Source organism: Lactiplantibacillus plajomi (assembly GCF_005405405.1).
GTDB classification, from domain to species: domain Bacteria; phylum Bacillota; class Bacilli; order Lactobacillales; family Lactobacillaceae; genus Lactiplantibacillus; species Lactiplantibacillus plajomi.
Genome location: NZ_BJDZ01000017.1, coordinates 20,047 through 42,789 on the forward strand (window position 1 = coordinate 20,047; position 22,743 = coordinate 42,789).

Below are 22,743 nucleotides of genomic sequence, written 5' to 3' on the forward strand. Positions count from 1 at the left end.
TCTTCAGCAGGCGCGCTTTTTAGGTGGCCGGGGCGCATGAAGACGACGTTAGTGAAAGGATGAAGAGAAGTGGCGCGTAAACGAACGACAACTAAAAAACGACGACCGGCAGCTAAAAAGGTGGCTAAGCGTCAAATGACGGCTAACGTGGTTGGCCTTATCGGCGTGTTGATCACCTTGTTAGCCCTGTTCCAACTCGGGTTGGTCGGGGGGTTCTTTGCCGAGTGTTTTCGGCTGATTGCCGGTAATGCCAGTCTGGTCTTGGCCGGGTTGACCTTGTTAGTTGCGGGTTACCTGATGATTTTTGGTCGTTGGCCGCGTTTAACCTGGCGCTGGTGGACGGGTGGCAATTTAATCCTATTTAGTAGCTTGGTCTTACTGGAAATCGGGACCTTTAACCGGCTTAACCGCCACACGGAATTTGTCAGCACGACCTGGAGCTTGATTAAAAACGACTTTGCAACCGGTGGTCGTACCAGTGACCTGGGTGGCGGGCTCATCGGCGCACTTGGCTACGCGGTGACCTACCCGTTGTTTGCCAACGTCGGCACGGTGATCATTGCAACGATGCTGATCATTGCCGGGGTGTTCATTACCTTTAATTTGCCGTTTCACGAGACGGTCCAAGTTGTCCGTGAAGGCTTAGTCACGGCTGGTCAGCACGTCGCACAAGGTTATGACTGGTTAGCCCGCAAAACGCGGGTTCAAATTGCTCGCTGGCGGGCGCACCAGCAAATTAAACAAAATCAGCAGACGCCGCCCAAACCGCAACCAGCGCCTGAACCCGAACCGGTGGCACCAAAATCGCAAGCACCGGCTTCACAAGCCCCAGTGGCGACCGCGCCACGGTCGGACGTAAACATTACGGTGGCCAGCGACCAAAAACCGGCTACCAGTGACGCGCCAGCTTCGGAAGCGGCGGCTGCGAGCGATGACGAGGATTTGCTAGGGACCCAAGCGGTCGATGATGCGAATTACACGCTACCGTCTTCGGAATTGCTGACTAAGATTCCGAAAACTGACCAGAGTGCCGAGTACGCGACGATTGAAAGCAATTCGGAAAAGTTGAAAACAACCTTAGCTAGCTTTGGCGTGCAAGTCGAAGTTAAACACGTGAGTCTAGGCCCTTCGGTGACCAAGTACGAATTACACCCGGCGGTCGGCGTTAAGGTCAGCAAGGTCGTTAACTTGGCGGATGACCTCGCCCTGGCGCTAGCGGCTAAGGATTTACGGATCGAAGCGCCGATTCCGGGGAAGTCGTTGATTGGGATTGAAGTGCCGAACAAGCAGATTTCAACGGTGTCGTTCCGCGATATCGTTGAGGCTCAGCCGGCGCACCCAACGAAACCGTTGGCGGTGCCGTTGGGACGCGACGTTTCCGGTAACCTGGTCGTCGCGGACCTAGCGAAGATGCCGCACTTGCTAATTGCCGGTTCGACTGGGAGTGGGAAATCGGTGGCAATTAACGTGATGATTACCGGCTTACTGATGAACACCAAGCCCAACCAGGTCAAATTTATGCTAATCGATCCGAAGAAGGTGGAATTAGGAGTCTATAACGGGATTCCCCACCTACTGACACCGGTGGTTACCGAACCGAAGAAGGCGGCGCGGGCGCTTCATAAAGTGGTGGCAGAAATGGAACGGCGCTACGAACTATTTGCGGATTCGAAGCAGCGTAATATGCAGGGCTACAACCAGTATATTCGCCAGCAGAACGCCGCCGATGGCAAGCAGCGACCAGTTTTGCCGTACATCGTAGTCATCGTGGACGAATTGGCCGACTTAATGATGGTGACCTCCAGTGAAGTCGAAGACGCGATTATCCGGCTAGGGCAGATGGCCCGGGCCGCCGGGATTCACATGATCTTAGCGACCCAACGGCCCTCGGTCGACGTGATTACCGGGCTGATCAAAGCTAACGTGCCGTCACGGATGGCCTTCGCGGTTTCTAGCGGGACGGATTCACGGACGATCATTGATAGCAACGGTGCCGAAAAGTTACTTGGCCGTGGGGACATGCTCTACCAACCGATGGGGATGAATAAGCCGCTTCGGGTGCAAGGGGCGTACGTCTCCGATCACGACGTGGAACAAGTCGTGAACTTCATTAAAGAACAGCAGACGGCCGAATACGATGACAGTATGCTGGTTAAAGACGATGAACCGGAAGAAAGTGGTGACCCGCGCGACGGCGAAGACGAGTACTATGCCGAAGCCGTCGAACTGGTTACGGATCAACAGTCGGCCAGCGTCTCGATGCTGCAACGGCGCTTCCGAATCGGTTACAACCGGGCGGCCCGCATTGTTGATGAGATGGAAGAACGCGGCGTGGTCGGCCCGTCCGAAGGGAGCAAACCGCGCAAAGTCTACCGCCAAAAACCGGCGGAAGACGCTCCCGCGGATGATTCCCAAACTTAATTAGCCTAAACTAAAAGCGACGGCCCTCAGAAAAACTACTTTCTGAGGACCGTCGCTTTTAGTTTGTTGTTCGGGCTAGCCGAAGTTCATCAGGCCGAGTGAATAGAGCGCAGTGAGGACCAGCGAGCCAACCGTGGCCAGGATCATCAACCACACCACAACCATGGTGATCTTTTGAAACGTTGATTTTTTCTTCATTAGGATAATTGCACCACACTTTTTAAGTAATTCTTCCATAGTTTAACTTGGAATCAGCTTTTTTTCAAATAAATTCTTGAAGATTAACGGGTACGGGCACCGATCACCAGCTGAGCATTGAAAAGGCGGGAAACAATCACTATAATAAAACCGATACGGAGGAAACCATATGCAAGAATTATTCACGACCTGGTTCGGCCAAATTATTTTACTGGCGGCCGTCTCGGTGATTATATTAGGCCTTCGCCGGGTTGGCCGCCGGATCTGGCCCCGCGGACTTGTTCTGATTGATTTTTGGCCACCGTTACTGATTGTGTTTACCCATTTTCTGACTCGCCAAGTAACGGATAGTTCGTTACTGCCCTACGAAGTCGTTTCGATGATGATCTTGGGAATCGGCCTGACCCTGATCGAGGGGCTTCAACGCGGTGAAGTTTTATACGGCCGGTTTTTTAAGCAGTATTGGCGATTATTGGATATTTTAACCATCGTGGTTTACCTGGTCGCCCTCATGATTCACTTGGTTTTTGAATAAGGACTTTATTGGGATGATTCCCCACTGAGCCCCACCTAACGAATCGTCGTTAGGTGGGGCTTTTTTTGACATTTTGTTAACAATTTCGAAAAGTCTAAAAACTATGTGGTAGGAAGTGGGGGGGTGTGGTAGACTTGACTTATGTTTAATGAAAGGGGTTGACTGACCGTGGCAGCTAAGATGTTTTTTGGCGAATTTGAACATGCGCTAGATGCTAAGGGTCGGTTAATTATCCCCGCCAAGTTTCGCGAGCTGCTGGGCGCGCAATTTGTGATCACCCGTGGGATGGATGGCTGTATTTTCGGTTATCCGGCCGAACGGTGGGCGACGTTGCAGGCACAGCTAGACGACCTGCCACTGACGAAAAAGGACGCGCGGGCGTTTGTCCGCTTCTTTTACTCGGCGGCAGCGGAATGCGAATTGGACAAGCAGGGGCGGGTCATGATTCCCGCGACCCTGCGAAGTTACGCTAAGTTAGAAAAAAAGTGCGTCATCGTTGGTGTATCGGACCGGTTTGAAATTTGGAGCGCCGCTAAGTGGCAAACCTTTGAAACCGAGACCGTCGCTAACTTTGATGAATTAGCCGAAAACTTGATTGATTTTTGATTCATAAGGATTTAATGGGAAAGGGGGCGCACCCGTGGCCGAATTTGAACACATCACCGTCTTACTGCACGAAGCGGTAGCGGCGCTAAATATTGATCCCGCCGGCGTGTACGTTGATTGCACGTTGGGCGGAGGCGGGCATTCCCGCGAGATTTTGACCCAGTTAGGACCTGAGGGGCACCTTTTTAGTTTTGATCAGGACCAAACGGCCATCGATTATAACCAGGAAAATCTGGCGAGCTACCTGGCTAGCGGACAGCTGACCTTCATTAAAAGTAACTTTGCAAATTTAAAAACGGCTTTAGCGGCCAAGGGCATCGACCACGTTGACGGGATCGTTTACGACCTCGGGGTTTCCTCGCCACAATTTGACGACGCCGAGCGCGGGTTTTCGTACCAGCACGACGCGCCGCTGGACATGCGGATGGACCAAAGCCAGGAACTTACCGCACAAACGGTGGTCAATACTTGGCCGTACGCCGACTTGGTTCGGATTTTTTATCGCTACGGCGAAGAGAAGTTTTCTAAGCAGGTGGCCCGGGCAATCGAACGGGCTCGTGAGCGCCAACCAATTGAAACTACTGGTGAGTTGGTTGAATTAATTAAGGAAGCCATTCCGGCGCGCGCCCGGCGCACCGGTGGTCATCCCGCTAAGCGGGTTTTCCAAGCGATTCGCATCGCGGTCAATAACGAGCTCGGGGTTTTGGAAACGTCGCTGGAACAGGCCGTCGACTTATTAAACGTTCACGGTCGCGTCAGCGTCATCACCTTCCAGTCATTGGAAGACCGACTAGTTAAGACGATTTTTAAGGAACACAGTTCGTTACCCGAACTGCCACCCGGCTTACCGGTAGTTCCGGCCGAGTTACAACCGGATTACCGGTTGGTCAACCGCAAGCCGATCGTTCCGAGTGAAGAAGAAGTGGCCGCTAACCGGCGGGCTCGCAGCGCTAAGTTACGAGCAATCGAACGGTTACGGATGAAAGCATAAATTTGTGAATTAAGGAGTGAGTTAAAATGGCCCAGAATGGATTGGCGCGGCAGCTTCCAGAGCAGCGTCCGCAAACGAACCCGGTACATAAACCCGTTGCAAGTCCTAATCCTGCAAGCCAGACGAAGCGGGTCCCATTTTCCGCGTTTGAAAAGTGCTTGTGTGTGACGTTTAGTTTAGTGGTTTTGGCGATGGCAATCATGTTGGTTTCCGCCAACATTGCGATTGGCAATTCACAGGATAACTTGCAAACGGTCCAGACGAAGGTGACCAAGGTTCAGGACAACAACACTTCCGCCACGCAGCAAATTAACGAACTTTCGAGTCGCAGCCGGTTAAATAAGGTTGCGAAGAAGTACGGACTTTCGCTAAATAACGCTAACATAAGGAATGTTTACAAATGAATAATAAGAAAAAACGAATGACTTCGAAACGGTCGCCTGACGACAATCGCGATATTTTTGGTAAATGGTTGTACTTTGGTGCAATGGTCGTATTTGCTATTTTAGTCATTCGTTTTTCGTATATCGCGATTACGCACCGCGCAAACGGTGCCGACTTGAAGAGTTACACCCGTAAGTTATACACGACCGACACCGTGGTTGCGGCCAAGCGGGGCACGATTTATACCGCGAATGGCGACCCGATTGCTGAGGATACGAGTACTTACACGATATACGCAATTATGGCTAAAAATCAGAAAAGTGCCAATGGCAAGGCCCTGTACGTGAAGGATAACGAGCAGGTCGCCAAGGTACTGGCGAAGTACTTGCCGATTAGTCGCAAAAAGGCGTTGGCAACCCTTGAAAAGGGGGCTGGTAAGTTCCAAGTTGAATTTGGGACGGCCGGTAAGAACATTACGTTAACGACTAAGGAAAAAATTGAGGCGGAGCACGTGACCGGCTTGCACTTTATTCAGTCAGAAGCCCGGTTGTATCCAAACGGGATGTTTGCTTCGCACTTAGTTGGGTTGACCGACTCTAAGGACGTTAAGAATTCGGAGTCAACCCGGTTAGTCGGCTCGATGGGTATCGAACAGGCTTTTAACAAGCAGCTTTCCGGTAGCAATGGCCGCCGGGTGGTCACCAAACAAGGTTACCAGGGTGCGGTTAAGGCCAGCAAGAAGGTTCAAAACGGTAATAATGTTTATACGACGATCGACACGAAGTTGCAGACCATCTTAGAAACGAAGGTCAGCGCGGTCGCCGACCAGGTCGATCCAAAGGCGATGACCGCAACGCTAATGAATGCTAAAACTGGCGCTATTTTGGCCACGACCCAGCGGCCGACTTTTAATGCTCAGACTAAAAAAGGGCTGAGCAAAATGTGGCGTAATCAGCTGGTCGAGGATACCTTTGAACCCGGCTCAACCATGAAGGTCTTTACGATGGCTGCTGCCATTGATAGTGGTAATTACAATGACAACATTACGGTGCCGACCGGGACTTACCGTATCGATAATAAGGTCGTTCCCGACTGGAATACGAGCGGTTGGGGCAACATCACCTACGCCAAGGGGTTTGCCTTATCAAGTAACGTTGCCATGGCCCACTTGGAACAAACGATGGGGGCCAAGACTTGGTTGAAGTACATTAAACGGTTCGGCTTACGTTCCAGCACGAATAGTGGGTTGGCCAACGAACAAACCGGGTCCATCCAGTTTACTTATCCGATTGAACAGGCAGATACTTCATTTGGGCAGGGGATTCAGGTGACCCCGATGCAAATGCTTCAAGGCTTTACCGCCATCTCAAACGGCGGTAAAATGTTAAAGCCGTATTTTATCTCGAAAATCACTAACCCGAACACCCATAAAACGGTGTATAAGGCCAAGCCGAAAGTTGTCGGCAACCCGATTTCTGCTAAAACCGCGTCCAAGGTGTTGAAACACATGCAAGACGTCGTTTATAAATCTTACGGGACCGGGACCGCGTATAAAATCAAGAATTACCGGATTGCTGCCAAGACCGGGACGGCCCAAGTCAGCAACGGCTCGACCTACGCGACTGGCGATAATTCGTACTTGTACTCGGTCGTCGGGATGGCACCGGCTAAAAATCCGAAGTACATTATGTACATTACGATGAAACAGCCAACGCTAAGCGGTACGTCGGCTACCGACCTGATGGCGGGGATTTTTACCACCGTCATGGAACGGGCCTTAGAGGAACAAAAAGCCAGTGAATCGAAAACGCCGGCGGTTAAAATGGCCGATTTAACGGGTAAAACGACTGCGGCGGCACAAAAGGCGGCCAAGAAAGCCGATTTAACGCCGGTTGTGGTTGGCAAGGGTAGTCGCATCGTTAAGCAGTCGCTGTCCGCAGGAACTTCGGTAACGAGTGGTCAGCGGGTCGTGCTGGTCACGAACGGCCAGATGTACATGCCGGACCTCACCGGCTGGTCGGCTAGCGAAGTTGCCGAGTTTGCCGATTTGACCGGGTTGAAACTCTCAACCAACGGGACCGGCTACGTTAAGATGCAAAGCATTTCTGCTGGGAACCCGATCGAAGTTAAGGAAGGCCTGAGTGTACGCCTAAAGTAGTTAACTAAGTTTTAGAATGGAGAATTGTTGTGAGTTTAGTATCTTTGATAGCAACCTTAATAAGTAGTTTTATCATCGTGGTGGTGTTCATGCCGTCACTGATCCGGTATTTCCGGGCACGAAAAGAGGGCCAAATGATCCGGGAAGTCGGACCAAAGTGGCACGAAAAGAAGTCGGGGACGCCGACGATGGGGGGCTTACTGTTTATTATTGCCATCCTGATCACGACGTTATGGGTCGGTTTCTGGCAGGGCCTGATGAAGCCAACCACGTGGATTTTGATGTTTATTCTAGTCCTGTACGGGGCGCTTGGTTTTTGGGATGACAGCATCAAGCTGTGGCGGAAGCAAAATGAAGGGTTGAAAGCTTGGCAAAAACTGCTCGGCCAAATTGTGGGCGCCATCGTTTTCACGCTGGTCTTTCAGCAGGAAAATCCGGTCATGGCCCTACACATCCCGTTTGCCGGTGACTGGTCACTCGGAATCTGGTACATGGTCTTCGTTATTATTTGGTTGGTCGGCTTTTCTAACGCGGTCAACTTAACTGACGGGTTGGACGGCCTCGTGGCGGGGCAGGCCACGATTGCGTTTGGCACCTATGCCATTATCGCTTGGGCTCAGCAGCAATATAACGTCGCGCTCTTCTGTTTAGCCGTTGTGGGCAGCTTACTCGGCTTCTTCCTGTTTAACCATAAGCCCGCTAAGATTTTTATGGGTGACATGGGGTCACTGGCACTGGGGGGCGCGTTGGCAGCCGTCTCGATTCTCGTGCACCACGAACTGTCATTGTTACTGATCGGGTTGATTTTTGTGATTGAAACGGCTTCGGTCATGTTACAAGTGGCTTCCTTCAAGTTGACCGGGAAACGGATCTTCTTGATGAGCCCGATTCACCACCACTTCGAAATGAAGGGCTGGAGTGAATGGAAAATCGACCTGGTTTTTTGGTCGGTCGGATTAGTTGCTGCCATCATTAGCGTGGCAACCATTATATAATTAACAGGTAGGCGTATCGGTGGCGAATCAACAAACCAAGGTACGCCTATTGGCATTTTAGGCACTGCATATTAAAATAACTATATTGTGACTATTAATAATTAGGGAGATCTTGGCATATGAAGTCGGTTGAGCAATATCGGAATCAAAAAGTACTGGTCTTAGGATTAGCCAAAAGTGGGGTTAACGCCGCGCGCTTATTACACAAATTAGGCGCATTCGTGACGGTCAATGACAAGAAGGACTTTGATAATAACCCGGACGCCCAGGAACTACTGAGTGAAGGTATCAAAGTGATTACTGGCGGGCACCCGCTATCGTTACTCGACGAAGATTTTAAAATAGTGGTTAAAAATCCGGGCATTCCGTATAGCAACCCGATTGTTAGCGGCGCGCTAGCAAAGGGGATTCCGGTGATCACCGAAGTCGAACTTGCGTCGCAAATCTTGGAAGGCGAACTGATTGGGGTAACCGGGACGAACGGCAAGACGACCACGACAACCATGATTACGATGATGCTAAATCGCCGTGAAAACGCTGGTAAGGCCTACGTCGCCGGTAATATTGGGGTACCTGCTTCGGCAGTCGCTCAGAAGGCTGGCGCCAACGACACGATGGTGACCGAACTGTCGAGTTTCATGCTTTGTGGAATCGACCAATTACACCCGCACATTGCGGTGATTACGAATATTTATTCAACTCACTTGGACTGGCACGGTAACCGGGCCAACTACGTGAAGGCCAAAATGCGGATTACGATGAACCAAACGGCTGATGACTACCTAGTCATCAACTGGGATAGTGATGAATGGCGTCAGCTCAGCACGCAGTCCCGCGCCCAAGTCGTCCCGTTTTCACGGCAAGATAATAGTCGTGCCGGGGCGTACGAGCTGGATGGTAAGCTATACTTCAAAGATGAGTACATTATGGATGCCAAGGAAATCAAGGTCCCTGGTGACCATAACGTTGAAAACGCGTTGGCCGCGATTGCCGTGGCGAAAATCAAGGGGGTTTCAACGGCGGGAATCAAGCAGGTTTTGAAGACCTTCTCCGGCGTGCGTCACCGGACCCAGTACGTCGAAACGTACGAAGGCCGGCAATTCTACAATGATTCTAAGGCCACGAACTTAGTGTCGACCGAAATGGCACTGCGCGGCTTTGACCAACCGGTCGTTTTATTAGCCGGTGGCTTGGACCGCGGCAATACCTTTGAAAAAATGGCACCGGCACTCAAAGAACACGTGAAAACACTGATTGTCTTTGGTGAAACCGCACAAAAGGTGGCTGACGCGGGAAAATTAGCCGGTATTGATGACATTGTCTTTACGGAAAATTGTGAAACGGCGGTACCAATTGCTTGGGAACACAGTACGGCGGGCAATATCATTATGTTGTCGCCGGCCTGTGCTAGTTGGGACCAGTACCCGAACTTTGAAATTCGTGGCGACCGCTACATCAAGGCAATTGAAAAATTAACGGGAAAGGCGGAAGAAAACTAATGCGATTAATGATATCTGGCGGCGGAACCGGGGGCCACATTTACCCGGCGCTCGCGTTGATTGACGCACTCAAGGCACATGATAGTCAAGCAGAGGTCCTGTACGTTGGGACGCACCGCGGGTTAGAAAGCCGCATTGTTCCTGAACGGGGCATTGACTTTAAAACGATTAAAATTCAGGGCTTTAAGCGCTCATTGTCGTTACAAAACGTTAAGACCGTCTACCTCTTTTTAAAGAGTGTCGGGACCGCCCGCAAATATATTAAAGCCTTTAAACCCGACGTTGTGGTTGGAACCGGGGGTTACGTCAGCGGGGCGGTCGTCTTCGCGGCCAGCCAAATGCACATTCCAACCGTGATTCACGAACAGAACTCGGTAGTTGGTGTTACGAATAAGTTTTTAAGCCGCTTCGTGGATAAAATTGCGATTTCTTTTGAAAGTGCGCGGACGCAATTTCCTGAAAAGAAGGTCGTCATGACCGGGAATCCGCGGGCGCAACAAGTGGCGAACATCCAAAAAACCGGGGCATTAAAGGCCTTCGGGTTGAAAGATGACGTCCCGACCGCCTTGATTTTTGGGGGCAGTCGCGGGGCGGCTCGGATCAACGCCGCGACCGTTGCGGCGATTCCGGAATTGAACCGGCGCGACTACCAAACGCTGTTTGTGACCGGCCAAGTCCATTACGATAAAATTATGGAAAGTTTGTCGAAGACAGCGCTTGCACCGAATGTTAAAATCGAACCGTACATTAAAAATATGCCGGCGATTTTACCGGAAGTGGCCGTGATTTTAGGCCGCGCCGGCGCCACCAGTATTGCGGAAATTACGGCACTGGGGATTCCGTCAATCCTCGTACCTAGTCCGTACGTCACGAATGACCACCAGACGAAGAACGCCCAGAGTCTCGTCAAGGCGGGGGCCGCTGAATTAATTACGGAACAAGAACTCACGGCAACTAGTTTGCTGAAAACAATCGACGATTTAATGGCTAGTCCGCAACGGCGCGCTGATATGGTGAAGAATGCCAAGCGGCTTGGGATGCCGGACGCGGCTGACCAGTTACTGCGCGTTTTGGAAATGGTCACGAATTAATTAGTTTGAAACTGAGACGAAAGGGTGAGTGTGATGGCCATTTTTAATCGAAAATCAAGGAAGCAACGGCCTGAACAGCTTACTCCGTGGGAACGTTACCAGCAACGTGCGGCGCAGAATCAGGAGCAGGAGCAACGGCGCCACTTTAACTGGTCCGGGCGGCGGATTCGCATTGGGGATAAGCTCCCACAACTGAAGAACCAGCGCCAGCGCAGTTTATTTCGCCGGTCAGCGTTACTGATTGGCATGTTTACGGTTGGCTTACTGATTGGGGGCTATTTTATTTCGCCGCTTAGCCATATTCAGCGGGTCACCATTACCGGAACCGACCGTCTAACCCGGCAGCAGGTCATGCACGCGACGAGCATTCAACCAGGCGGTTCGGTGTGGGCGTTCGTTGGTCATGATCAACGGGTCAGTCGGCGGGCCAACGCCGCCAACCCCCAAATTGCAAGCGTGACCACGCAACTGACCGGCCTTAACCAAGTTAAAGTGGCGGTGCATGAAATTAAAGTTGCCGGCTACCTGGTCAACGGCGATTATTATCAGCGGGTGTTGGAAAACGGTCAGATTTTAACCAAGCAGTATTCGCAACCCGGCGGTGGTTCACCGATTTATGCCAACTTTAAGAGTGGTCAGCGCTTGAAAGCGATGATTACTCAATATGCCAAGTTACCAGCGGCCGTGAAGCACGCCATTTCAGAGATTAAGTTTGCGCCTTCCAAGGAAAACGCGATGCGCGTGCACTTATACATGAATGATGGTAATGAGGTTTACGCGACCATTGCAACGTTTGCGAAAAAAATGACCTATTATCCGGGCATCGTTGCGAAGATGAAAACAAAGGGGATCATTAACCTAGAAGTCGGTGCTTATTCATATTCTTTCAAGAAATAGAATATTCATTGAAAAGGTGGCTGCGCCCTTTTTAAAAGCGCTTAGTATATGGTAAACTAAGGGTTAACTAGGTGTGTCATTAAAATCCTTAAATATTAATGTAAAGTACTAGGAGGTTCCTCTATTATGGATAATTCAGGAATTTATGTCGGACTTGATATAGGAACCACCTCAATAAAAGTCATTGTTGCTGAACGTGTAAAGGGACAAATGAACGTTATTGGTGTGGGAAGCGAACGTTCTAATGGTTTAAGTCGCGGGGTTATTGTCGATATCGACAAGGCCGCTGCCGCGATTCAATCGGCAGTACGCCAAGCTGAAGAAAAAGCAAGTATCGAGATAACCAAAGTGGTTGCGGGAGTGCCCGCTAACCTAATTAAAATTGAACGTTGTCGCGGCATGATTGCCGTGGCGGATGAATCAAAAGAAATCAATAATGAGGACGTCAAAAACGTTGCGACGGCGGCGCTAGTTCAAAGCCTCCCGCCGGAACGTGAAGTGCTCGACGTAATTCCTGACGAATTTGTGGTTGATGGTTTTGACGGCATTAAGGATCCGCGGGGAATGGTCGGTGTGCGGTTAGAAATGCACGGGACCCTCTTCACGGGACCCAAGACGATCATTCATAATACTCGCAAGGCGATTGAAAAGGCCGGCTTGCAGATTGAACAAATCGTTATTGCGCCGTTAGCCTTGAGTTCGTTAGTTTTAAATGATGGCGAACAGGACTTTGGTTCGATCATTATTGATATTGGCGGTGGCCAGACGACGGCCGCAGTTATTCACGACCATCAGTTAAAGTATACTTATGTTGATCAAGAAGGCGGCCAATACATTACCAAAGATATTTCGGTCGTGTTGAATACTTCGATTGAAAATGCGGAAAAGCTCAAACGTGATTACGGCTATGCCGATGCTCAGCAGGCCGCGGATGATGAAGAATTTCCAGTCGACGTTGTCGGTCAGAGTACCCCAACGCAGATTAGCGAGCAATACTTAGCAGAAATCATCGAAGCCCGGTTGGATCAAATCTTTAGCAAGGTTAAGCAACGTTTAGATGAGATCCGGGCGTTAGAATTACCTGGTGGTATCGTTTTAACTGGTGGTGTCGCGGCGATTCCGGGCATTACCGAACTTGCAAGTCAAGTTTTCGGTACCCGTGTCCGGGTCTTTATTCCGAACCAGATGGGCTTAAGGCATCCGTCGTTTGATGAGGCCTTGGCCGTGATCAAATATCAAGCGGCCTTAAGTGAAGTCGCACAAATTGTTGAAAGTGCGCTAACTGGTGATACCCGGGCCAGTGTCCCGCGGGACTTTGCGGAACCCGCAAGTGTTAATCAAGCTGCGCCGAGCCAGAGTCGGCCAAGTGAAGCAGCGGAACCAACCAAACAACAATCCGAACAAGCTGAAGATCGTGGTGATAAGAAGAGCGGTTTTGACCGTATCAAGGGATTTTTTAACCACTTCTTTGATTAACTAGGATGGGAATGACGGAGGAAAAATGATGGAATATACTTTAGACGGCGCCCAGAATTCAGGCGCAACTATTAAAGTCATTGGTGTCGGTGGCGGTGGCGGTAACGCCGTTAACCGGATGATTGCCGAAGACGTTAAGGGTGTTGAGTTCATTGTGGCCAACACCGACGTGCAGGCACTTCAAACGTCCAATGCTGAAACCAAAATTCAATTAGGACCGAAATTAACCCGTGGTCTGGGTGCCGGATCAAATCCGGACGTGGGCTCAAAAGCAGCCCAAGAAAGCGAAGAAGCCTTGACGGAAGCCCTCCAAGGTGCCGACATGGTCTTTGTGACCGCCGGTATGGGCGGTGGGACCGGTAACGGTGCGGCCCCGGTCGTGGCTAAAATTGCCAAGGATTCCGGTGCGCTAACCGTTGGTGTCGTTACCCGGCCGTTTACGTTTGAAGGACCTAAGCGGGCGCGTAACGCCGCTGAAGGAATCGCGCAGATGAAGGACAACGTGGATACGCTGATCGTCATCGCCAATAACCGTTTGTTAGAAATCGTTGATAAGAAGACGCCAATGATGGAAGCCTTCCAAGAAGCCGACAACGTGTTACGTCAAGGGGTTCAAGGGATTTCTGACCTGATTACGTCACCCGGCTACGTTAACTTGGACTTTGCTGACGTGAAGACCGTCATGGAAAACCAGGGCTCCGCGTTAATGGGAATCGGTTCGGCTAGTGGTGAAAACCGGACGGCCGACGCCACCAAACAGGCGATTTCCTCGCCGCTGTTAGAAGTTTCAATCGACGGTGCCGAACAAGTTCTGCTGAACATCACCGGTGGTCCGGACATGTCCTTGTACGAAGCCCAGGCCGCATCCGACATCGTTTCGCAGGCCGCCACGACCGACGTCAACATTATCTTTGGGACTTCGATCGACGACAGCCTTGGCGACGAAGTTCGGGTGACGGTGATTGCCACTGGAATCGACCAGAAACAAAAGGAAATCCAAATGGGCGGTCAGAGTCGCAAGCAGGCTAGCCAACAACGTGGCGGCATGTTTACCAATGACCAGCCAGTCGCTGATAACGGTCACCAGGCCGCTAACAACGCTAGCCAGCCAGAACAGTCCAACGACCCGTTTGGCAACTGGGACATTCGGCGTGAACCAAGCAGTTCACGACCAATCAACAACAACCGCGCCAACGAATTTAAGAACGTTGAAAAAACCGACTTTGACGTTTTTAACGACAGCCCGGCAAACGACGACGATAACGCGGACGATAAGGGCAACGGCGATTCATTAGATACGCCGCCATTCTTCAAGCGGCGTCGTAAGTAGCACATTGAAGGGAGCGATAGCAGATGGCCGGAAGATTTAGTTTAAGTAATTTCTTTGGCGTTGGTGATGATCAGCTGGACGAACCAGCACCAACCCGCCAAGCCGAACCACAAGCACCAACTCGCCAGACGACCAATCACCGGACTGCGCCAAAAATCGTACCCATGCAAGGTGGTAAGTCGGTGAATAGTAAAATTGCCTTATTCGAACCGAAAATTTATTCGGACGTTAAGGAAATCGCGAGCCAGCTATTAAAAAATCAGGCGGTCATTGTGAATTTTGACCACGTTGATGACCAGATGGCCCGGCGCATCGTCGATTTCCTGACCGGAACGGTTTACGCCATTAACGGCGAAATCGAACGGATCGGTGATGAAATTTTTCTTTGTATTCCGGAAAACTACGAGGTTTCCGGCAGTACAACGAGTCAGTTTAATCCCAACAGTTTTTAAGGAGTGAGCGGACTGTTAACTTTAATTATTGGCCGGTTGTTTCAGCTTTACCAGCTCGCAATCGTCGTCTTTATCCTAATGTCCTGGTTCCCGGGGGCTTATAACACGGGAATCGGCCGTTTCTTAGGTCGAATCTGTGATCCGTTCCTAAGTATTTTTCGGCGGTTCATTCCCGCCATTGCGGGGCTGGATTTTTCACCGATCATTGCCATTTTAGTTTTACAACTAGCGGAAAGCGGCTTATTCTTTACGCTACGGTTAGTTGGAATATATTAGAAAAGTAACGAGGATAGTATCGTGAATGACAATTTAATGCAACATTTTCGCGATAGTGAAGCCCCATTCATTGAACAAGTAACCAGTTGGCTACAACAGGCTGGCGACCAGTACCGACCGATTTTGACCGCATTTTTAAATCCGCGGCAAGTCTACATTGCCCAGACGATGGTCAACCAGTTAGACGACGTGCGCATGCGCGCGTTCGGTGGCTATCCGGGGGCGGAGTTGCAGCGGGTCCTGTTTTACCCGAGCTACTACCAACCGGAGCAGGCTGATTTTCAGATTACGTTGTTCAACATTGTTTACCCGTTAAAGTTTGCGGCCTTAAAACACGGGCAAATTTTGGGTACCCTAGCGAATTCGGGCGTTGAACGCGACGTGTTCGGCGACATCATTTCGGACGGTCAGGGGTGGCAGTTTTACTGCGAGAGTGAAATGGCCCAGTACTTTGATGACCAAATCGACCGGTTTGGTAAGACCAAGGTACATCTGACGGCGGTCCCACTCGCCAATGCGGTCATCCCGGAAAACGACTGGGAGACCGTTACGACGACCGTCAGCTCACTGCGAGCGGACAGCGTCATCAAGGCCGCCTTCAACTTATCACGCCACCACGCCAAGGAATTGGTCGAGGGGGCGAAGGTGCGGTTGAACTGGGCGGAATTGACTAAGGCCGATTACGAATTGGCACTGTTAGATATGCTGAGTGTCATGCATTACGGCCGGGTCCGCTTAGCCGAAGTCGGCGGTGAGACTAAGAAAGCGCGCTTGCGGATAACGTTGGACATTATTCATAGTAAATAAACATTGGAGGAAATTGAGCATGGTGTTAAGTCCTGATGACATTCATAACAAAGAGTTTTCCACGAAGCTTCGTGGTTACAATATTGACGAGGTAAACGACTTCCTTGAACAGATTATTAAGGATTATCAAATTACCTTGAAGCAAAATAAAGACCTCCAGGAACGTTTAGACGCAAGTGAAGGCAAATTAAAGTACTTTAACGAACTGAAGGATTCCCTCAACCAATCAATTCTGGTTGCCCAAGAAGCGGCGGACAAGGTTAAGACGAATTCGAAGAAGGAAGCTGACATTATTACGCGTGAAGCTCAAAAGCAAGCGTCAGATATTGTTAGCGAAGCGACTGATAAGTCTAACCAAATGATTGATGAGGCTTCTCAAAAGGCTAAGCGCTTATCGGTTGAAACTGACGACTTGAAGAAGCAGACCCGCGTCTTCCGTCAACGGTTGCAAGTGATGCTAGAATCACAGTTGGAAGTTGTTAAGAGCAAGGACTGGGATCAGTTACTTAGTGAGACCAACACGGCCGACTATACCGAAATTCAGCACGTTTTAAAAGAAGATAACCTTGACAACGATCCTAATCCGAGTGTAAACTCAGAGTCAGCCGCTGAGATTACTGAAGCGGCGCAGGGAGAAACGCCGGTTGCGGACGGGGGCGACGCCGCCCAGGACCAAACCGTCGTGATTTTCCCGGATGACGATAGCGACAACTAAGCCGTTACCGTAAATCAAGTTCAAAGTATTGAGGAGAACAGCAAACGGCTTGTCGATACGCCCAGAGAGTTGCCGGTAATGGAAAGGCAATCGTCCCTCGGTAAGCTGCAGATCATCTCCGAACGCTACCCCTGAAAAGTCAGTAAGGGGGGCCGGTTCATGACCGTTAACCATGCTAAGAGAGAATCTAAACAATTCTAAAATTGGGTGGTACCACGATAACTTCGTCCCTGTGCGGGCGGAGTTTTTTTGTGCATCCGGTGGCGAACTGATTGGGTAAAAATACATTAAGGAGTGATCAAATGCGCGTTAAAGATACGCTAAATCTCGGTAAAACCAAGTTTAAAATGCGTGGTAATTTACCAGTTAAAGAAGTTGAACGCCAAAACGTTTGGGCGGAAAACAAAGTCTACGAACAACGGCAAAAATTGAATGAAGGTAAGCCGAGCTTTATTTTACACGATGGCCCTCCTTACGCTAACGGTGATATTCACATGGGCCACGCCCTGAATAAAATCACCAAGGACTTTATTGTTCGCTACAAGTCGATGAACGGCTTCCGGGCGCCGTACGTGCCTGGTTGGGATACTCACGGGTTACCGATCGAACAAAAGCTGAAGCAGGCCGGTTACGACCGCAAGAAGATGTCAACGAACGAATTCCGGGAACTTTGCCGCGAATACGCGTTGAAACAAGTCGATCGCCAACGCGATGAATTTAAACGCTTAGGTGTTAGCGGTGAATGGGACAACCCGTACTTAACCCTTAAGCCGGAGTTTGAAGCGGCCCAGATCCGGGTTTTCGGCGCCTTTGCTAAGCGTCACTTGATTTACCGGGGCAAGAAGCCAGTTTACTGGTCATGGTCGTCTGAATCCGCTTTGGCCGAAGCCGAAGTGGAATACCATGACATTACCTCACCATCCGCCTTTTACGGTGAAAAGGTCATTGATGGCAAGGGTGTCCTGGATGACGACACTTACATGGTCGTTTGGACGACGACGCCGTGGACGATTCCCGCTTCTGAAGGGATCACGGTTGACGCCAACTTCGATTACGCGGTCGTACAACCAGCTGGTGAAAGTCGCAAGTTTGTGCTGGCAGCCGAATTAGTTGATGAAAACGCGGAACGCTTCGGTTGGCAAGACGTTAAAGTGTTGAAGACCGTTAAGGGTGCCGACTTGGACCGGGTCCTTTGCCAACACCCGTTTGACGCGAACCGCCAGTTAGTCACCATGTTAGGCGACTTTGTGACCTTGGATTCCGGGACCGGCTTAGTTCATACCGCTCCTGGTTATGGGGAAGATGACTTCCGCATCGGGCAACAGTACGGGCTACCCGTCTTTGCTCCGGTTGATAATAAGGGTTACCTGACCGACGAAGCCGGCGAAGATTTTGGCGGTGTCTTCTACGATGATGCTAATCAAATTGCGCTGGATAAGTTGAAGGCCGCTGGGTTACTGCTTGATTACATGCCGTACGAACATAGTTACCCGTTCGACTGGCGGACTAAGAAGCCAATCATTTTCCGGGCAACGCCGCAGTGGTTTGCTTCTGTCGGCGACATGCGTGACGAAATCCTGAAGTCGATGGACGACGTTGAATTCTTCCCAGAATGGGGTAAGAAACGGCTTTACAACATGATTCGCGACCGCGGCGACTGGGTCATTTCCCGGCAACGGGTCTGGGGTGTGCCGCTCCCGATTTTCTACGCGGAAGATGGGACCGCCATTATGGAAGAAGCCACGATCAACCACGTGGCCGACTTAATCGGTAAGTACGGCTCCAACGTTTGGTTTGAACGCGACGCTAAGGACTTGTTGCCAGAAGGTTACGCCAACGAACACTCACCCCATGGAGAATTTACCAAGGAACACGATATCATGGACGTTTGGTTCGACTCCGGGTCGTCACACCAGGGGGTCTTGGCAGAACGCGACTACCTGAAGTACCCGGCCGACCTTTACCTTGAAGGCTCCGACCAGTACCGTGGGTGGTTCAATTCCAGCTTGATCACCAGCGTTGCCGTTTCCGGTCACGCCCCTTACAAGCAAGTCTTATCACAAGGCTTTACCTTGGATAACCAGGGTCGTAAGATGAGTAAATCGCTCGGAAACACGATTGCACCAGCCGATGTTATCAAACAGATGGGGGCCGAAATCGTCCGCCTCTGGGTGTCATCGGTTGATACTAGTTCCGACGTACGGGTCTCAATGGAAAGCTTCAAGCAAGTGGCTGACGCCTACAAGAAGTTCCGGAATACCGTCCGCTTCATGTTAGGGAACGTCACCGACTTTGATCCTAAGACCAACCGGGTGGCCTACGACGACTTAGCAGCCGTTGACCAGTACATGGAAGTTCGCTTAAACCAATTCGTTGCTGAAATCAAGGCGCATTACGACGCTTATGACTTCTTAGATATTTACAAGAAGTTGATCAACTTCTTGACGGTTGACTTATCCAACTTCTACTTGGATATCGCGAAGGACATTATGTACATCGATGCCGAAGACAGTCGCTCGCGGCGCTCGATGCAGACGGTCTTCTACGACGTGTTGGTTGCGTTGACGAAGTTGTTTACGCCAATGTTGCCACACACGACCGAAGAAATTTGGCCATTCTTGAAGGAACCGGAAGAATTTGCGCAATTAGCCGATATGCCAGAAGTGCAGACGTTTGCTAACGCCGACGACTTAATGAGCAAGTGGACGAAATTCATGGCGCTTCGTAGCGACGTCTTAAAGGCGTTGGAAGAAGCGCGTGATTCGAAGCTGATTGGGAAGTCGTTGGATGCGCACCTGAACCTTTACTTGGATGATGCCACCCAAGGCTTCTTGAAGAGCTTGGATACCAACGTTCGCCAAATGTTGATGGTGTCCGCACTAGATATTCGACCACTCGCCGATGCACCGGCCGACGCCGAAAAGTTCGGTGACACGGTTGCCATGACGGTCGCACACGCCGAGGGGGACGTTTGTGCCCGTTGTCGGATGACGAAGACCGACGTTGGCAGTGATACTGCCTACCCACAACTTTGTGCGCGCTGTGCGGAGATTGTCCGGACTAACTATCCAGAATCGGTTGAAACCGGTTTGGAAGCATAATCAGTGTTATTAAACGGGGTCGTTAGCGTTTAGGCTAGCGGCGCCGTTTTAGTTTTCAGGGCCTTAGGAATTGAATTTTCATGAAATAATAAGTATGATAATGAAGTAGTAAAATTAACGAATATATAAAGATAGGATGCTGATGGCAGTGAAAATGATCAAGGTTCACGGTTCCGGCAATGATTTTTACTTGCTGGATCAAACGCAATTTCCAGAACCGCTGACGGATGAAGAACTGAAGCAACTGGCAATGAACGTTTGCAAGCGGGATGGTGCTGGCCTGTATGACGGTGCCGACGGGGTATTAGTCGTTGATAAATCTAAGCATCCCAGTGTACTTGGTCGGATGCGGGTCATCAACGCGGATGGCACCGAAGCCAGTATGTGCGGTAACGGGTTGCGGACGGTTGCCCGCTACTTAGGCACGCAAAATAGCCGTGAGGATTTCCGGGTCCAAACGATGTATGCGGATCTGAAAGTTCAGGCGGTGGCTGACTTTGCCCACCACGTGCCGGCGTACAGCGTTGAAATTTCACCGGTTACTTTTGATGCCGAATCGTTGGGGATGCACGCTAACCACAACGCAACCACCATTATTAACGAAAAGATTCCGGCAATTTCAGCTGATTTGAAGTTTTCCGCGGTGGCCGTCCCCAATCCGCACCTGATTGCCTTCGTTGACCACGCCACCTTAGTGGGTCCCGAATTGGGGCGGATTGGTGAATGGATGAACGATGGTAAAAATAAAATTTTCCCGGACGGCGTTAACGTCAGCTTCGTGGAAGTTTTAGGTAAAAATTCAATTTTTGTGCGGACCTTTGAACGTGGGGTTGGCTTCACCAACGCTTGCGGGACCGCCATGTCAGCTTCCTCGCTGATGTACGTGTTGTTACACCAAGAAAGCACGGACTTTAATCAGCAAATCCAAGTCACGAACCCGGGTGGCATGGTGTACACCGTGGTTCACCAGGGCGCGGACGAGGATTACTGGATGGAACTGATCGGCAACGCGACCTTTGTTCGAATCGTGACCCTACCGGTCGAAGCCGCTTTAGCGGGCGATTACAGTACTGCCACGGCGACCGAGACTGGTGAACAGCCAGCGTACGAACAATTCGTTGCAAATTTATCACAGCCTAATTAGCGATTGGTAGCGGAAAGGACCGGGTCACTTGGCGCGGTTCTTTTTTGCGCTTGGTCTTAAAATTGTGATAATTTCCGGCCAGCTGACGGGCAAAAATTGCATTCGGCCTAAAAAATCGGTATCCTTATTGAGAGACGACGAAAGGGGGCGCGCTGTTGAAATTCGAAGAACGCGTTCAGCGCCGCCAAACGGTTTATCAGGGCGGCTTAGTGCAAGTTGAAAAGCAGGAAGTCACGTTACCGGACCAGTCCACGGCGACCCGCGAAATAGTCCGGCATCAGCCGGCCGTGGCGCTGTTAATGATCGACAGCAACAATCAGCTACTAATCGAACGGCAGTGGCGCACGGCCGCCGGCAAGCCAATTTTGGAAATTCCGGCGGGTAAGATCGAAGCCGGTGAAACGCCGCGAGCGGCGGCTATCCGTGAGATGAATGAAGAAACGCGGCTGCAGGCGGCCAACCTAACGGCCGTAGCGTCCTTTTATACGTCACCGGGATTTACCGATGAATTGATGACGTTATACACTGCAACCGGCTTAACGGCGGTCACAACGGCGTTACCGCAGGATGCGGATGAGCAAATCGAACTGATCCGCTGGGATTTAGCGACCGCCGTCGAAGCGGTTGCCAGCGGTGAGTTGCAGGATGCCAAGACGGTGATGGCCGTCTGGTATTGGCAGGCCCATCCCGAGTTAGGGGGCACGCTGAATGGCTGAAGACGAACAGATGACCCGCCAACAGTACCGCCAGCGCCACGGCCAGACGGTACCCGTGGACGACGATAATGACCAGACAAGCGAGCCGACACCCTCACGCCAAGCGTACGCGGCTCAAACTAATCAAGAACTAGAGGAAGCCAAGACCAAGCGGCTGGCGCGTAAGTTGAACTGGGTGATTTTTGGGCTGGTCCTTGCTATCATCATTGTCTTTTTAATATTATTTTTTACGTAGGAAAGTAGGAGCAGTTAATCATGAAATTTGGAATTATTTGTGCCATGCAAGAAGAACTGAAAACGTTACGTGAGGCACTGACCGATGAAAAAGTAGTCACCATCAAAGACATCACTTTTTACGATGGCACCATTAGTGACCAGGAAGTCGTGCTGGTTCAATCCGGCATTGGTAAGGTGCAGGCGGGGATGACGACCGCCTTAATGATCACTAACTTTGACGTAGACGTCGTTATTAACTCCGGTTCTGCCGGTGGCATCGGCCAAGGCCTGTCCGTCGGCGACGTTGTCGTTGCAACCAAGACGGCTTATCACGACGTTGATGCGACCGCCTTTGATTACGATTACGGCCAGTTACCACAACAACCGTTATATTATGAAACGGATGCGCACTGGGTCAAAGAAATCATGGCCGCGGCGGCTGCAACCGGCTTAAATGCTAAGACCGGCCTGATTGTTTCCGGGGATCAGTTTATTGCGGGGAAGGCGGCCACCGACAAGATTTTGGCCCACTTCCCAGACGCGCTTTCAAGTGAAATGGAAGGGGCCGCGATTGGTCAGGCTGCCCACCAGTTTAACACCCCGTACGTCGTCATTCGGGCCATGTCCGACGTTGGTGACGAAAATGCCGGCGTGTCGTTCGACGATTTTATCTTGGAAGCCGGTAAGCAATCGGCCGCCATGTTACTGGCCCTGTTTAAGGCTCAGAATTAAGTG

At 50.8% G+C, this 22,743-nt stretch carries 22 protein-coding genes and 1 other annotated feature; of the genes, 21 read left to right on the top strand and 1 reads right to left on the bottom strand.

Annotated elements, in window-relative coordinates:
* Window positions 1-135 precede the first annotated feature (135 nt).
* Entirely contained in the window at window positions 136-2,421 is a 2,286-nt protein-coding gene (locus FFM82_RS08240) for a DNA translocase FtsK (RefSeq protein WP_371852244.1), read from the top strand.
* A gap of 75 nt (window positions 2,422-2,496) precedes the next feature.
* Here FFM82_RS08240 and FFM82_RS08245 read toward each other — a convergent pair whose 3' ends face one another.
* The gene (locus FFM82_RS08245) at window positions 2,497-2,619 is read right to left on the bottom strand and encodes a DUF4044 domain-containing protein (RefSeq protein ID WP_174795693.1); all 123 of its coding nucleotides are present in this window, start codon (window positions 2,617-2,619) and stop codon (window positions 2,497-2,499) included.
* A 169-nt stretch (window positions 2,620-2,788) separates the two neighbouring features.
* Here FFM82_RS08245 and FFM82_RS08250 point away from each other — a divergent pair, with 169 nt between their 5' ends.
* The 20 genes from FFM82_RS08250 to FFM82_RS08345 all read left to right on the top strand — a co-directional run bounded on the left by FFM82_RS08250 (window position 2,789) and on the right by FFM82_RS08345 (window position 22,740).
* Window positions 2,789-3,154, top strand: a complete 366-nt coding sequence (locus FFM82_RS08250; RefSeq protein WP_137645365.1) for a DUF3397 domain-containing protein — start codon at window positions 2,789-2,791, stop codon at window positions 3,152-3,154.
* A gap of 180 nt (window positions 3,155-3,334) precedes the next feature.
* Window positions 3,335-3,760 carry a division/cell wall cluster transcriptional repressor MraZ gene (gene mraZ, locus FFM82_RS08255; protein WP_137645395.1) on the top strand — a complete coding sequence of 142 codons (426 nt, stop codon included), beginning with the start codon at window positions 3,335-3,337 and terminating at the stop codon, window positions 3,758-3,760.
* Between the two features lie 34 nt (window positions 3,761-3,794).
* Window positions 3,795-4,751 carry a 16S rRNA (cytosine(1402)-N(4))-methyltransferase RsmH gene (rsmH, locus tag FFM82_RS08260; protein WP_137645366.1) on the top strand — a complete coding sequence of 319 codons (957 nt, stop codon included), beginning with the start codon at window positions 3,795-3,797 and terminating at the stop codon, window positions 4,749-4,751.
* Window positions 4,752-4,777: 26 nt separating this feature from the next.
* Complete coding sequence (gene ftsL / locus FFM82_RS08265; protein WP_137645367.1) at window positions 4,778-5,155, top strand: cell division protein FtsL; 378 nt, start codon at window positions 4,778-4,780, stop codon at window positions 5,153-5,155.
* Window positions 5,152-7,293: a penicillin-binding transpeptidase domain-containing protein gene (locus tag FFM82_RS08270; RefSeq protein ID WP_137645368.1), complete on the top strand. Its 2,142-nt coding sequence runs from the start codon at window positions 5,152-5,154 to the stop codon at window positions 7,291-7,293. Before ftsL ends, FFM82_RS08270 begins: the two co-directional genes overlap by 4 nt.
* Window positions 7,294-7,382: 89 nt before the next feature.
* Window positions 7,383-8,288: a phospho-N-acetylmuramoyl-pentapeptide-transferase gene (mraY, locus tag FFM82_RS08275; RefSeq protein ID WP_371852245.1), complete on the top strand. Its 906-nt coding sequence runs from the start codon at window positions 7,383-7,385 to the stop codon at window positions 8,286-8,288.
* Between the two features lie 119 nt (window positions 8,289-8,407).
* Window positions 8,408-9,787 (top strand): UDP-N-acetylmuramoyl-L-alanine--D-glutamate ligase, encoded by a 1,380-nt coding sequence (murD, locus tag FFM82_RS08280; RefSeq protein WP_137645370.1) that lies wholly within the window; start codon window positions 8,408-8,410, stop codon window positions 9,785-9,787.
* Window positions 9,787-10,878: an undecaprenyldiphospho-muramoylpentapeptide beta-N-acetylglucosaminyltransferase gene (gene murG, locus FFM82_RS08285; protein WP_137645371.1), complete on the top strand. Its 1,092-nt coding sequence runs from the start codon at window positions 9,787-9,789 to the stop codon at window positions 10,876-10,878. The genes murD and murG overlap by 1 nt, the downstream gene beginning before the upstream one ends.
* Before the next feature lie 33 nt (window positions 10,879-10,911).
* Window positions 10,912-11,775: a cell division protein FtsQ/DivIB gene (locus FFM82_RS08290; protein ID WP_137645372.1), complete on the top strand. Its 864-nt coding sequence runs from the start codon at window positions 10,912-10,914 to the stop codon at window positions 11,773-11,775.
* Between the two features lie 126 nt (window positions 11,776-11,901).
* Window positions 11,902-13,251 (top strand): cell division protein FtsA, encoded by a 1,350-nt coding sequence (gene ftsA / locus FFM82_RS08295; protein ID WP_137645373.1) that lies wholly within the window; start codon window positions 11,902-11,904, stop codon window positions 13,249-13,251.
* A 28-nt stretch (window positions 13,252-13,279) separates the two neighbouring features.
* Entirely contained in the window at window positions 13,280-14,581 is a 1,302-nt protein-coding gene (ftsZ, locus tag FFM82_RS08300; RefSeq protein ID WP_137645374.1) for a cell division protein FtsZ, read from the top strand.
* Between the two features lie 23 nt (window positions 14,582-14,604).
* Window positions 14,605-15,033 (top strand): cell division protein SepF, encoded by a 429-nt coding sequence (locus FFM82_RS08305; RefSeq protein WP_137645375.1) that lies wholly within the window; start codon window positions 14,605-14,607, stop codon window positions 15,031-15,033.
* 12 nt (window positions 15,034-15,045) lie between these two features.
* Entirely contained in the window at window positions 15,046-15,309 is a 264-nt protein-coding gene (locus FFM82_RS08310; RefSeq protein ID WP_137645396.1) for a YggT family protein, read from the top strand.
* Between the two features lie 21 nt (window positions 15,310-15,330).
* Complete coding sequence (locus FFM82_RS08315) at window positions 15,331-16,116, top strand: YlmH family RNA-binding protein (RefSeq protein WP_137645376.1); 786 nt, start codon at window positions 15,331-15,333, stop codon at window positions 16,114-16,116.
* Between the two features lie 19 nt (window positions 16,117-16,135).
* Window positions 16,136-16,831 (top strand): DivIVA domain-containing protein, encoded by a 696-nt coding sequence (locus tag FFM82_RS08320; RefSeq protein WP_137645377.1) that lies wholly within the window; start codon window positions 16,136-16,138, stop codon window positions 16,829-16,831.
* Between the two features lie 19 nt (window positions 16,832-16,850).
* Window positions 16,851-17,066, top strand: a binding site (T-box leader).
* 67 nt (window positions 17,067-17,133) lie between these two features.
* A complete protein-coding gene (ileS, locus tag FFM82_RS08325) occupies window positions 17,134-19,932 on the top strand; it encodes an isoleucine--tRNA ligase (protein WP_137645378.1) in 2,799 nt (932 codons plus the stop codon).
* A gap of 142 nt (window positions 19,933-20,074) precedes the next feature.
* On the top strand, window positions 20,075-21,076 hold the full coding sequence (gene dapF / locus FFM82_RS08330; protein WP_137645379.1) for a diaminopimelate epimerase: 1,002 nt from the start codon (window positions 20,075-20,077) through the stop codon (window positions 21,074-21,076).
* Window positions 21,077-21,231: 155 nt separating this feature from the next.
* Window positions 21,232-21,792 carry an NUDIX hydrolase gene (locus FFM82_RS08335; protein WP_137645380.1) on the top strand — a complete coding sequence of 187 codons (561 nt, stop codon included), beginning with the start codon at window positions 21,232-21,234 and terminating at the stop codon, window positions 21,790-21,792.
* Entirely contained in the window at window positions 21,785-22,027 is a 243-nt protein-coding gene (locus FFM82_RS08340) for a PTS sugar transporter subunit IIC (protein ID WP_137645381.1), read from the top strand. Before FFM82_RS08335 ends, FFM82_RS08340 begins: the two co-directional genes overlap by 8 nt.
* Window positions 22,028-22,047: 20 nt before the next feature.
* Window positions 22,048-22,740, top strand: a complete 693-nt coding sequence (locus FFM82_RS08345; protein WP_137645382.1) for a 5'-methylthioadenosine/adenosylhomocysteine nucleosidase — start codon at window positions 22,048-22,050, stop codon at window positions 22,738-22,740.
* The last annotated feature ends 3 nt before the right edge of the window (window positions 22,741-22,743 follow it).